Source organism: Desulfovibrio sp. (assembly GCA_016208105.1).
Classification (GTDB): Bacteria; Desulfobacterota; Desulfovibrionia; order Desulfovibrionales; family Desulfovibrionaceae; genus Fundidesulfovibrio.
In genome coordinates, this window is sequence record JACQYS010000005.1 from 49926 (window position 1) to 61581 (window position 11656).

11 protein-coding genes and 1 pseudogene are annotated in these 11656 nt (G+C 61.4%); 5 read left to right on the forward strand and 7 right to left on the reverse strand.

Features of this window, described 5'->3' with window-relative positions:
* Window positions 1–18: 18 nt before the first annotated feature.
* The 5 genes from HY795_02760 to HY795_02780 all read left to right on the forward strand — a co-directional run bounded on the left by HY795_02760 (window position 19) and on the right by HY795_02780 (window position 5335).
* Window positions 19–1026, forward strand: coding sequence for a helix-turn-helix domain-containing protein (locus tag HY795_02760; protein ID MBI4804135.1), 1008 nt, complete (start codon window positions 19–21; stop codon window positions 1024–1026).
* Window positions 1027–1132: 106 nt separating this feature from the next.
* Window positions 1133–1882, forward strand: coding sequence for a DNA repair protein RecO (recO, locus tag HY795_02765; GenBank protein MBI4804136.1), 750 nt, complete (start codon window positions 1133–1135; stop codon window positions 1880–1882).
* Between the two features lie 25 nt (window positions 1883–1907).
* Window positions 1908–2777, forward strand: coding sequence for a glycine--tRNA ligase subunit alpha (gene glyQ / locus HY795_02770; GenBank protein MBI4804137.1), 870 nt, complete (start codon window positions 1908–1910; stop codon window positions 2775–2777).
* Window positions 2778–2789: 12 nt separating this feature from the next.
* Complete coding sequence (locus HY795_02775; GenBank protein MBI4804138.1) at window positions 2790–4874, forward strand: glycine--tRNA ligase subunit beta; 2085 nt, start codon at window positions 2790–2792, stop codon at window positions 4872–4874.
* 194 nt (window positions 4875–5068) lie between these two features.
* Complete coding sequence (locus HY795_02780) at window positions 5069–5335, forward strand: 30S ribosomal protein S20 (protein ID MBI4804139.1); 267 nt, start codon at window positions 5069–5071, stop codon at window positions 5333–5335.
* A 249-nt stretch (window positions 5336–5584) separates the two neighbouring features.
* Here HY795_02780 and HY795_02785 read toward each other — a convergent pair whose 3' ends face one another.
* From HY795_02785 to HY795_02815, 7 genes and pseudogenes are all read right to left on the reverse strand, one after another.
* Window positions 5585–6208, reverse strand: coding sequence for a uracil-DNA glycosylase (locus HY795_02785; GenBank protein MBI4804140.1), 624 nt, complete (start codon window positions 6206–6208; stop codon window positions 5585–5587).
* A 97-nt stretch (window positions 6209–6305) separates the two neighbouring features.
* Window positions 6306–8114 (reverse strand): annotated as a pseudogene (locus HY795_02790) (adenylate kinase).
* Window positions 8080–8487, reverse strand: a complete 408-nt coding sequence (locus HY795_02795) for a hemerythrin family protein (protein MBI4804141.1) — start codon at window positions 8485–8487, stop codon at window positions 8080–8082. The pseudogene HY795_02790 and the gene HY795_02795 overlap by 35 nt, the downstream one beginning before the upstream one ends.
* Window positions 8488–8496: 9 nt before the next feature.
* A complete protein-coding gene (locus tag HY795_02800) occupies window positions 8497–8832 on the reverse strand; it encodes a hypothetical protein (GenBank protein ID MBI4804142.1) in 336 nt (111 codons plus the stop codon).
* Entirely contained in the window at window positions 8833–10155 is a 1323-nt protein-coding gene (locus HY795_02805) for a glutamyl-tRNA reductase (protein ID MBI4804143.1), read from the reverse strand.
* Window positions 10155–10979, reverse strand: a complete 825-nt coding sequence (ccsA, locus tag HY795_02810) for a cytochrome c biogenesis protein CcsA (protein ID MBI4804144.1) — start codon at window positions 10977–10979, stop codon at window positions 10155–10157. Before ccsA ends, HY795_02805 begins: the two co-directional genes overlap by 1 nt.
* On the reverse strand, window positions 10966–11643 hold the full coding sequence (locus tag HY795_02815) for a bifunctional precorrin-2 dehydrogenase/sirohydrochlorin ferrochelatase (protein ID MBI4804145.1): 678 nt from the start codon (window positions 11641–11643) through the stop codon (window positions 10966–10968). The genes ccsA and HY795_02815 overlap by 14 nt, the downstream gene beginning before the upstream one ends.
* Between the last annotated feature and the right edge of the window lie 13 nt (window positions 11644–11656).

Sequence of the window (11656 nt, forward strand, 5' to 3'; positions counted from 1 at the left end):
TTATTCGGAAGGTAAAAAATGACCCTCGAGGAAATGGGCGCGCTCTTACGTCATGAGCGGGAACGCCAAGGCATAAGCCTGGAGAAGGCCGCCATAGAGATAAAGATCAGCAAGAAATACCTGATCGCTCTTGAGGAAGGCTATACCAAGGATTTGCCGCACCCCGTGTATGCCAAGGGGTTTGTGAAGAATTACGCCCGTCTTCTCGGCCTTGATCCTGAGGAAATCGGCGCGGTATTGTCCACCTACTACGCCGTTGACGACGATCACCTGCGCGAATCGCCCCGGTACGAGGTGCGAGACTCCCTTTCTTCCACCAAGGAACGCAAGGTGTCCTTCGCGTCCTCCCAGACCCCCTCGACCTTCAGGCCCTCTCTGTGGCTCGGGCTCCCCCTGGTGCTGGGATTCGCCGCCCTGGCCTGGTATTTCTTCTCGGGCCCTGGTTTCAGCTTCAACATGGACACCGTTTTCGATCTATTCAAATCCAAGATAGAGACCCAGGCCCCGGGGGTTCCGCAGCCCGCCAAGCCTGCGCAGCAGGGCCAGCCAGTGAAGCCCGAAGCCAAATCCGCTCCCGTGCCCCAGACACAGCCTTCAAAGCCCGAAGCCAAGGTTGAAGCCAAGTCCGATCCCGCCCCAGAGGCAGCACAGGAAGCGGCGGCTCCCATGGTCCCCCGCGACTTGTTGGCCACCGGATCGAGCGGCACCAAGCCTGCCCCGGCGCCCCAGCCCGCCTCGGAACAGGACATCACGCCGGAAAAGCTGGCCGCGGAGGCCCAGTTCGCTGCCAATGGCCGCCAGATGGTGGAGATAAACGCCAACCAGCCTGCTTCGCTTGAAGTGACCACCGAGGACGGACAGAAACGGTCCCTCACCCTGGTCAGGGGGCAGCGCCTGTCGCTTCGTTTCAACGACAAGGTGGTTGTCCGTTTCCAGCAGGCTCCGTCCGTGGCGATAAAGCTGAACGGCAAGGACTTTCCGCTCGAGGGCGGCAAGGCGGACGGCAAAAGCATTCAGTTCCCGTAAGGTGAATGGTTCGGGCAACCGCCCGTTTTCCAGCAAGAACGAACTCGTTGGTCAGATGGCCTTTCGTACCGCTTGATTGACCGTCTGAAAAACACCCGAAGCTGCCATGGAGTCCACCGAAAAAGCCCTGGTGCTCAAGGTCGGACGCTTTCGCGAAGTGGACGCCTGGGTACGCCTGTTCTCTCCCCGCAAAGGCATCTTCAATGCATTCGCCTTCGGCGGCTCGGTGAGCCGCCGCCGTTTTCTCGGCTGCCTTGATCCGTTCAATCTGGTCATGTTTAAGATTAAAACCCAAGGGGGCAGCGGCTATACCTATCTGCTCGAGGGGTCGCTCGTAAGCTCGCATCCCCGGCTGCGCCAGGACGCCGATCGCCTGGGCATGGCCGTCAACTGCCTCAAGTTCCTGGAAGCCTCGCACCAGGGGCCGTACGGTTCGGAATCCGCTTACGATTTGCTGCTGGAAACCCTGGCGGCCATGGAAGCATGCGAGAGCCCGTCCAAAATGCTGCCCCTCTACTTCCGGGCCCGCATGGCCTTTGACCAGGGGTTCAGGCCCGAGCTTTCAACCTGCGCCCGGTGCGGGGCGGACCTCAAGTCCACGGCCTCTACCCAGTTGCTGGTGGAGCAGGGCAAGCTTCACTGCGGCAACTGCCGCCAGTGGATCAAGGGTGCCAGCGTTCACCTTGGCGGCGAAGCCCTGGACGTGCTTCGGATCGTGTGCGCGGGCTCGCCAAGCCAGTGGGCGAACATGCCGGTGAGCGCTCAGGCCCGCATGGAAAGCGGCCGCGCCCTGGACCTTTTCGTGGAATACCACCTGGGCTTGACCTGGGCCCACGGCTCGTTTAGGCGCATCTGACGCCTTTTACTCCAGAGGAGTTTTCATGCACTTTCAAGATGTCATCCTCACCTTGCAGAGCTATTGGGCCAAGCAGGGATGCCTGATCGTACAACCATACGACCTGGAAGTCGGCGCGGGAACGTTCAACCCGTCCACCTTCTTCCGGGTGATAGGGCCAGAGCCCTGGCGCGTGGCCTATGTGGAACCCTCGCGCCGTCCCACCGACGGACGCTACGGCGAGAACCCCAACCGCCTGCAGCACTATTATCAGTTTCAGGTGATCTTAAAGCCGTCCCCGGACAACGTTCAGGCCCTTTATCTGGAAAGTCTGCGCGCCCTGGGTGTTCCTCCGGAAGCCCACGACATCCGCTTCGTGGAAGACGACTGGGAATCCCCCACCCTCGGGGCCTCCGGGCTTGGCTGGGAAGTGTGGCTCAACGGCATGGAGGTCACGCAGTTCACGTACTTCCAGCAGATCGGGGGCATCGAGCTCTCCCCGGTCTCGGTAGAGATCACCTACGGCCTTGAACGCATTTCCATGTACCTCCAGGAAAAGGAATCCGTGTACGACCTTTCCTGGAACGACCGGGTGACCTACGGTCAGGTGCACCACCAGGGCGAAGTGGAGCATTCCAAGTACAACTTCGAACTCTCCGACCCGGACATGCTCCTTACCTTCTTCAATGCCTGCGAGGCCGAATGCAAGCGGCTGTGCGAGGAGGGGCTTCCCTGGCCCGCCTACGACTATTGCCTGCGCTGCTCGCACACATTCAACATGCTCCAGGCCCGGGGGGCCATATCCATCACCGAGCGCACGGGCTACATCGCCCGCGTGCGCGCCCTGGCCTCGTCCCTGGCAAGGCTTTACGCTGCCCAGCGCCGGGACATGGAATATCCCCTCCTGCAAAGCTAAAGGACGTCATTCATGCCAGCCTTTCTCTTGGAAATCGGCTTCGAGGAGATGCCCTCGCGCTTCCTGGCCGCTCTCACCGAGGAGCTCCGCCAGACACTCTCGGGGCTTTTGGAGCAGAACAAGCTTGGGTTCGAAACCGTTAAGACCTGGGCCACCCCGCGCCGTTTGACCGTGCTCGTCCAAGGTCTGGACGAAAAGCAGCGCAGCGAGGAGGAAGTGGTCACCGGGCCGCCCGTGAAGGCCGCCTACGATGCTTCCGGCAATCCCACGGCGGCCGCCATGGGGTTCGCCAAGGGCCAGGGCGCGGACATGTCCCAGGTGTTCACCGTGGACACCCCCAAGGGGCAGTATCTCGCCCTGCGCAAGGCCACCGGAGGGGGCAAGGCGATCGATCTGCTTCCGGACGTCTGCGTGGCGGCGGTAAAGGCGCTCACGTTTCCCAAGAAGATGCACTGGGGCAGCCTGGACTATACCTTCGGCCGCCCAATCCGCTGGATCGTGGCCCTTCTAGACGATACGGTCGTTCCCTTCGAAGTGGCCACCGTCCCCTCCGGCCGGGCGACCTTTGGCCATCGGGTCATGGGTGCCGGTCCCTGGGCTCTGGACAAGGTGGAGGACTATTTCCCCGTGCTCGCCCAGAAGGGCAAGGTGATGCTTGATCCCGCCGAACGCCGGGCGGCCATCGTCGAACAGTGCGAAAAGGCCGCGGCCACGGCCGGAGGCAGGCCCGTGGTCAGCGAGCGCCTTCTGGAAGAAGTCTGCGGGCTGGTCGAGTATCCTCTGGTGATCCTGGGCAATTTCGACAAACGCTACCTGGAGCTCCCCAGGCAGGTGCTGCTCACCAGCATGGAGAGTCACCAGAAGAGCTTTGGCGTGGAAGACGCCAAGGGCAAGCTGCTGCCCCATTTTTTGACCACGGCCGGGCTTGAGCCCACCGACGTCGCCCTGGTGCGCAAGGGATGGGAACGCGTGCTCAAAGCCAGGCTCGAGGATGCCCGCTTCTTCTGGGAGACCGATCTGGCTTCGAGTTTCGACACATGGCTCGCCAAGCTCGATTCGGTCACCTTCCTGGCGCCGCTCGGTTCCATGGGCAACAAGACCCGGCGCATCGAAAGCCTGTGTGTGAAACTTGCCGAGCAGGCAAAACCGGAACTCATGATCGATCTTGCCCAGGCCGGCCGTCTCTCCAAGGCGGACCTGGTGTCCGAGATGGTGGGCGAATTCGCCGACCTCCAGGGCGTCATGGGCGGCGTGTACGCGCGAAAGATGGGTGAGAATGAGCAGGTGGCCCAGGCCATTTCGGAGCAGTACCTGCCGCTCGGCCCCGACAGCCAGGCACCGCAAAGCCTGGCAGGCGCGCTCCTGGCCATTGCCGACAAGATGGACACCCTGGCCGGCTGCTTCGGCCTGGAGATGATCCCCACCGGCGCGGCCGACCCTTACGCCCTGCGCCGCCAGGTGCTGGGCATCTGCCGCATCATCATCGAGCAGGGCTTGCGTCTGAACCTGGAAACATTGATTGACGCCGCTTTTTCCGGGTATACCGGGGTAGCGTGGAAACTTGAGCCAGGCGCGGCCAAGGCCAAGCTGCTTGAGTTCTTCGGTTCGCGCCTGAAGGCATGGTACCTGGGCAAAGGAGTTCGGTCCCAGGTGGTGGACGCAGCCATTGGGGCCGGGTTTGCCGACGTCTGGGCTTTGGACGCCCGCATGGCCGCCCTGACCAGGTTCAGCGAAAGCGAAGGCTTCGACCAGGCCGTGCTGGCCTTCAAGCGCGCGGCCAACATCATCCGCAAGCAGGCCTCACAGATGAGCCTTTCCGGGGCATTTGACCGCACGAAGCTCAAGGAGCCCTCGGAACTGGCCCTGGCGGACACGTTGGCCGCCACGGCCGCCCGGTTCGAAGAGCTTTTGGGCGCCGATGATTACGACGCGCTGTTCGGCCTTCTTGGGGAATTGCGCCCCAGCGTGGACGCCTTCTTCGATAACGTCATGGTGATGTGCGAGGATGAGGGACTCAAGATTGAGCGCCTGAATCTGCTGAAATCGTTGGTTGACCGCCTGAGCCGATTGGCGGACTTCGCGGCGCTCCAGGTATAGGGAATCGGGGGAACCGTCGGGAGGAAGCCTCCGGCGGCCAAAGGGCTATACGCCCTTTGGAATCCCGTATTGGTTGTGGTAAAATTATCCTGGGCGTGAACTTGATAGTCTCGTGAGATCGTTTGGCGCTTGACAAACCAGGCTGTCGCGCCTATCAAGTCCGTCTTTGAACTTGCTGTGAGGAGGGAGATCCCTTGGCCAATCATAAGTCCGCATTGAAAAGGCACCGTCAGAGCCTTGTTGCTCGTGCCCGCAACCGTTCCGCTAAAACCCAGGTGAAGAACGTCATCAAGGCCGTGCGCGCCGCCATCGAACAGAAGGATGCCGCCGCCGCTGCTGCCGCTCTGAAGGAAGCCACCGCCGTCCTGGACAGCGTCGCCTCCAAGAAGATCATTCACTGGAAGACCGCCGCACGCAAGGTTTCCCGGCTGAATCTGGCCGTCAACAAGATCGGCGCCTAGCTGGTCTCATCGAGTATTTACAAGCCCGCCGGCCTTTGGCCGCGCGGGCTTTTCGTTTTTGCTTCGAAGCGGGTGTGCCAGGGGAAGCCTCCGGCGGCCAAAGGGATGACTCGGGCCGTCCTGGCCCTCGCCCTGCGGGCGCTGCAAGCAGCGCCCAATTCCGCTGTCCTGCGGAATTGTTGCGCCCTTTGGAATCCCTTTCCGCTTCGCGGCTGTCTTCAGGAAAACCAGGCTGGAATGGAAATGAACTCAGGCGGGAACCTGACGCAGGATTTCCGCCATCTGCTGTCTGAAGAGCGTACTCCCGCCCATTGAAGGATGGCGAACAGTGGAAAATTTCAATCCAGGGAACAGCGCATTCAGGGACTGCTCTGCCTTTCGCCCCACGGCCACCACCACTTCCGGCCGGAAAATCTCCAGAACGCTCACGAGATAAGTCTCCCCCAATTTGAGTTCCGCTTTTGTCGGGGTGCGGTTGGTGCGCGGCTTGCCAGGTTCGTGCGGGTGCAGCGGCAGGGCGTTCCAGAGAAGCGGCACTATTCCATGGGCATCGGCCACGCCCCAGACGTATCTGCCGCTTGGTTCGAAGATGTCCCCCTGGCGGTGGAGGGTGCCTCTGTGCGCCGAGAAGAAGCTATTCTGGGAGTCGCGCAGGGTCTCGGGGCTGGTGAAGGCCATGCCGGTGAGAGCGCAGCCACGGTGCCCGGCCGCTTCACCGATCAAGGCCAGACGAACGGGGCTTGAGGCCAGAAAATGGAGGTACTGCGCTAGGTTGGAGGCAAGCTTCGGATCACTGAAGGGATTGAAGAGATTTTTGCTGGATGGGGCTTTTGCAAGCGAAGCGATAAGGGCGGTGATGGCGTTTTGGGGCATGATTTCCAAGCGGTCCGTTTTGGCAGGGTTTATTCCCCAAGGGCTAAAAAAAAGCCCCGGGGCGTAAACCCCGGGGCTCTAAACGCAATGAAAGGAACTAGTCCAGCTGGGAGAGCAGCTTGTCCTTGATCGAGGTGATGGACCCTTCGCCATTGAGCTCGATGTACTTGCTCACGCCCTTGGCGGCCAGCTCCTTGAAGAAGTAGGCGGCGGCCAGGGTGCCGGTCTTGGTGTCGTAGTAGATGTCGTGGCGCTTGCCGATGGCGCCTTCGTCCTGGTCGTCGGCACGGGCGGAGAGCTCGCCGCCGCACACCCGGCACTTGTCGCCGTTGGGCTTGATGGCGTCGATGAAGATGTTGTTGGGGTGGTTGTTGTCGTTCTTGCAGAGGCGGCGGCCCATGATGCGGTTCTTGGCCACTTCGCGGGGCAGCAGGATCTCGATGACGTAGTCGAGCTTCACGTTTTCAGCCTGCAGGGCTTCCCAGAGCTTCTGGGCCTGCACGATGCTGCGGGGGAAGCCGTCGAGGAGCCAGCCGTTCTTGCCCTTGGATTTCAGGGTCTCGAGCACCATGGGGATGGTGATGTCGTCGGGAACCAGGTCGCCGCGGTCGATGAATGCCTTGGCCTTCTTGCCCAACTCGGTGCCGCCCCCGATGTGTTCGCGGAAGATGCCGCCGGACTCGATGTGAGCCAAATTGTACTTGTCTTTGACCAGGGAACCCTGGGTTCCCTTGCCGCTGCCGTTGGGCCCGAAGATCAGGATATTCACGCGCCGCCTCCTTGTTTAAAAAATAACAATCGAGGGTTTCTATCCTCAGGGGCCTCAGGTGTCAACGCCGGTGGGCGATGCAGCTGGCAAGAAGACGATTCCTTCGCGCTCAATCCGGGCCACTTTGTTGCCTGGAAATTGAAAAGTCTTTCCAATCGAACGCTTAGACCATGCCTCGTCGAGTCCGTGCAGCGTGGGGGCGAGGGGTTGGCCGGGGCCTATAGCTTCCACGCATCGCTTGTACATACGCAGTCTCAATGCTTGTGAGCACCCTTTCAGGGTATTGTTGGAGAGCACATGAGTTTCCTGTGGTGAACCAGCTGCCGGATCGTGCGCCAACACTTCGTTATTCCAGTGTATTTCGTCAATGCGCGCCTGTTTCCACAGCTCGGCAGCCGCGCCGAGATAGTCCAAATTTTCACGAATGAACAAGGGGAGTATGTCCGAGCGCACCCGGTTGCGCATGAATGCCTGGTCCGTGTTGCTCTCATCTTCGCGCCAGGCGGTCCCGGTTTCTTCGAGCAGGCGTTGCAGATCGGCCTTGGGAGTCATGAGAAGAGGACGCAGGATGCGTCTGCCAGGGTCCCAGGCGGGCATTCCCCCCAGGGCGGGCCATCCTCCTCCCCGGGTAAGGCGCATGAGCTGGTCTTCGGCAAGATCGTTCAGGTGATGGGCGCAGAGCACGGCAAAGGCGCCCGAGCGCTCCCGTATCTCTTCCAACCAGGCATAGCGGGCCCGGCGCCCGGCGTCCTCGATCCCGGTTTTCCAGTCATTAGCCAGGGCCCGCACGTTTTGGAAACCGCATTGGCAGGACAGATTGATGCGTTCGCAGAATGCGGCGCAAGCCGTGGCGTCCTTTCCGGACTCCGGGCGTAAGCCATGGTCTAAGTGGGCGGCGGTGAAGTCCGCTCCCAGTCTGGGGGTGAGAAGGCGCATGATAAGCGCCAGGGCGGTGGAGTCCAGCCCCCCCGACAGCGCCAGGACGAATGAGCGGCCTTCAAGGCCATCCGGGATCAGTTCCTTGAGGAATGCCTCCACCCTGAGGCACAAGTGCGCCCCCCAGGGGGAAAGGTCTTGAAGGCCCGCAGGAACGGGCATGGGCTCAGATGATTCCTTTGGCCCGGAAGTATTCGGCATAACGCTGGTCGTAACCGGTGACGTGTTCTTCTATCCAGCCCATGAGGTAATCGAGCAGTTCCGCGGAGAGTTCCGTCCTGTCGGCCAGGTAGTCGAGTTCCACGTGCAGGAGCTTCTCCACGAAGGCTTCGTGCTGGATCATGTGGTCACCGAGGCCGGGGAAGCCGTGGCGCTTCATCCAGCGCTCCTCGGCGGTGAAATGCTCCCGGACGTAGGTGTTTAATTCGCGTATCACCTTGCCCAGGATATCCTTGTCAGCGCCGATGGCCAGAGCCTTGTCCAGCTCGGCGATCAGGCCGATGAGATGGCGGTGCTGGAGGTCGATTTCTTGGATGTCGACGGAGAGTTTGTCGGTCCATTGAATATGGGACATGGTGCACTCCTAGACGGCGATGTCCAACTCACGAATCAGGCTGTCCAGCATGTCCACCATATGCTCTCGCAGGGCTGGATTTGCATAAGCCACGCAGGAACAGCGCAGTATCTTGCGGGCCCGGACGAGAAGCTCAAGACGGACCCAGCCGTCTCCAGTTTCCAGGGGAAGGAAAAACGGCCCGCAGGACTCCGTATGCTCTTTCTGGTCAGGCCCCAGATACTGCTCGGGGATAGGCACATAGTACATGCCTTTGATGGACCCGGTCCACCCTTTTTGCGTCAGGCGGTCTTCTATCTTGGCGACATCTTCGTCCGTGAGTTCGTCTATGGTGTAGGCGCGCATCTAGTCCTCTGTTCCGGGCTTGCGATCCAGGTGCGCCTCGGGGGGCACGGAGTCGAGATCGAGGTTGAACATGCGTCTGGCCAGGTCCAGGAAGCGTTCCCCACCTTCCTCGTGGGAGCGCCGTTTCAGAAAGACCAGAGGGTCGTGGTACAGTTTGCGCGAAAGCGTCAGGGCCAGGGTTTCCACGGCGTCTCGCACCTCGTCCGCGCAATCCGGTCCCAGGCGTTTGAGCGTTTTCCTAAGCTCCTTGCGGGCCAGAATCTCTCCGCGCGACAGGAGGTCAACGATGGTTGGCTGGAGGTCAAGCGAATCCAGCCACCTGCCGAATTTTACTGACTCGGCCGCGATGATCTCCCGGGCCTTTTCCGCCTCGGATTGCCGTTGGGCCTTGTTTTCCTCCACCACTTCCTTCAAATCGTCGATGTCGTAGAGGTAGACGTTGTCCAGGCTGTTGATGTCCGGATCGATGTCTCGCGGCACAGCGATGTCGATAAAGAACATGGGCTTGTATTTGCGCTTCTTGAGTACGTCCTTGATGTCGCGGGCCCGGATGATGGGTTCAGGTGAACCGGTGGAGGTGATGACGATGTCCACCTCGGGCAGACGCTCGATGAGCTCCGAAAAGGAATAGGCCTTGCCCTTGAACCGGGCCGCCAGCTCTTCGGCGCGGGCGAAAGTGCGGTTGACCACGCACAGCGAATTGACCCCGGAGCCCACCAGATGCGTTGCCGCCAGTTCGGCCATTTCTCCGGCTCCGATGAGCATGGCCTTCTTGTCTCCCATCTCGCCGAAGATATGCTTGGCCAATTCCACCGCCGCGTAGCTGATGGACACGGCGCTGGTGCCGATGCCGGTCTCGGTGCGCACCCGCTTGGCCACGGAAAAGGCCTTGTGCAAAAGCCGGTTGACCACCACCCGGGCCTGGCCCTTGTCCACCGAGGCCTTGTACGCTTGCTTTAGCTGCCCCAGAATCTGCGGCTCGCCGAGCACCATGGAGTCAAGGCCCGAAGCCACCAGAAAGAGGTGCTCCACAGCCGCCAGGTCGCGGTGTTCGTAGACGTGCGGGGCCAGCTCAGGGGATTCCCGCCCGCTGGCGTTGGCCCAGCACTCGAGCACCTTGCCCGAGACGTTGGAACCGCGCGGGGCCACCACCAGTATTTCCACCCGGTTGCAGGTGGAGAGCACCATCACCTCGCTCACGGTGCGGCCGAGCGAGAGAACGCATTCCTCGAACCGCTCCTGGTCTTTGAGGGCGAAGCATTCCCGCACCTCCACTCCGGCGGTGCGGTGGTTCAGACCGAAAAGATGGATATCGTGCTGCATCAGGCGAAACTATGGTGTGTCTTGACGAAGAAGTTGATTCCAAGCATCGAGGCCAGGCTCAGGCCAAAGACCCAGATGGCCAGCCAGGCGGTCTTTCGCCCGCGCCAACCGAAGGCCAAGCGCTGGTGGAACAGATACGCGAACAAGAGCCAGATGAAGACCGCCGCCATTTCCTTGGGGTCCCAGGAGAAGAACCGCTGCCAGGTGAGTCCGGCCCATATGAACCCGGACAACAGGCCAACGGTGTGCAGGGGAAATCCAACGGTCACCGCGATACGGTTGGCCGTGTCGAGCTTCTCCAGGGAGGGCAGGGAGGCCCACACGCCAGTGAGCTTTTCCTTGGATTTGATGCGTTTTTCGAGCTTCAGATAGGCGGCTCCGGCGGCGCAGGCCATGGCCATGAGGCCCATGGAGGCGAACAGGGTCCCGATGTGCAGCCCGAAGAAAAGTCCGGCCAGCGACGTCGGCAGGGGAACTCGGGCAGCCGTGACTGCCTGGGAGCTTAGGAGCAGCACCAGAGCCAGAGGAGTTGCGATGAGCCCCAGAAAAGAGAGCCTGAGCTTGATCCACAAAATAAAGAGCACCAGGAGCAGGCTCCAGGAGAAGAGGCTCAAGTAGAATTCGCCGCTGGTCAGGGTCAGCGAGGGAGTTTGAAACAGCATGAGGCCAAGGCTCAGGCCGTGCAGGGCGAACCCCGCTCCGGAGATGGCCCCACCTATGAGTTTGGGACGCTCCTTGCGGGTGATGATGCCGCAGATGTGGCCGCCGCTGCCAATGAGGTACAGGGCCATTACCGCGTAGAGGGTCAGATCAGCTAAGCCCATCCAGTATCTCCGGAATGCGCGGGTGGAGTTCCGACGGAATATGTTCGGCCAACAGGGCCGAAGCCTGGGCCATGTCCCTTGCTTCCAGGGCCTCCAGCAGGCCCGAGTCCAGAAGTCCCCGGAAGATGGTGGCGTTTTTGGGCGAGCCGAGCCCAAGTTCCAGCACCAGGGGGCGCAGCCTGCTCATGAGCACCAGGACCGCGCCGTATTCCGAGCCCAAAAACTCTCCCAGGCCCTTGCGGATCTTGCGGGCCAGAGCAGGGGAGCCGCCGCCGGTGGAGATGGCCACGGTCAGGTCGCCCTGGGTGAAGAGCGCCGGAACGATGAAGCTGCACTTCTCTGGCTGGTCCACGATGTTGCAGAGTATGCCACGCGCCTCGCAGGCCCGGCTGATGCGCCAGTTGAGTTCCTCATTGGAGGTTGAGGCAATGACCAGAAAACGCCCGTCCAGGTCCTTATCCTCGAAGGAGCGCTGCTCGAAGGCCACGGCGGGCAGGGCCAGTGTTTCCGCAAGGTCCGCGTCTGGGGCGCGGGTATCCAGCACGAGGACTTCCTGGGCTCCGCAGGCGGCCAGGGTTCCTATCTTGCGGCGGCCCACTTCGCCCGCGCCAACCACCAGGCAGCGCTTGCGGGTGAGGTCCGCGAATAGAGGGTAGTATCGCATGGGCGGATACCAT

What these genes read in the sequence shown, in the direction of transcription:
- HY795_02785 (MBI4804140.1), bottom strand. Translation starts at nt 6,208, where the DNA reads ATGCCCCAAAACGCCATCACCGCCCTTATCGCTTCGCTTGCAAAAGCC.
- HY795_02795 (MBI4804141.1), bottom strand. Translation starts at nt 8,487, where the DNA reads ATGTCCCATATTCAATGGACCGACAAACTCTCCGTCGACATCCAAGAA.
- HY795_02775 (MBI4804138.1), top strand. Translation starts at nt 2,790, where the DNA reads ATGCCAGCCTTTCTCTTGGAAATCGGCTTCGAGGAGATGCCCTCGCGC.
- HY795_02800 (MBI4804142.1), bottom strand. Translation starts at nt 8,832, where the DNA reads ATGCGCGCCTACACCATAGACGAACTCACGGACGAAGATGTCGCCAAG.
- HY795_02815 (MBI4804145.1), bottom strand. Translation starts at nt 11,643, where the DNA reads ATGCGATACTACCCTCTATTCGCGGACCTCACCCGCAAGCGCTGCCTG.
- ccsA (MBI4804144.1), bottom strand. Translation starts at nt 10,979, where the DNA reads ATGGGCTTAGCTGATCTGACCCTCTACGCGGTAATGGCCCTGTACCTC.
- HY795_02805 (MBI4804143.1), bottom strand. Translation starts at nt 10,155, where the DNA reads ATGCAGCACGATATCCATCTTTTCGGTCTGAACCACCGCACCGCCGGA.
- HY795_02760 (MBI4804135.1), top strand. Translation starts at nt 19, where the DNA reads ATGACCCTCGAGGAAATGGGCGCGCTCTTACGTCATGAGCGGGAACGC.
- glyQ (MBI4804137.1), top strand. Translation starts at nt 1,908, where the DNA reads ATGCACTTTCAAGATGTCATCCTCACCTTGCAGAGCTATTGGGCCAAG.
- recO (MBI4804136.1), top strand. Translation starts at nt 1,133, where the DNA reads ATGGAGTCCACCGAAAAAGCCCTGGTGCTCAAGGTCGGACGCTTTCGC.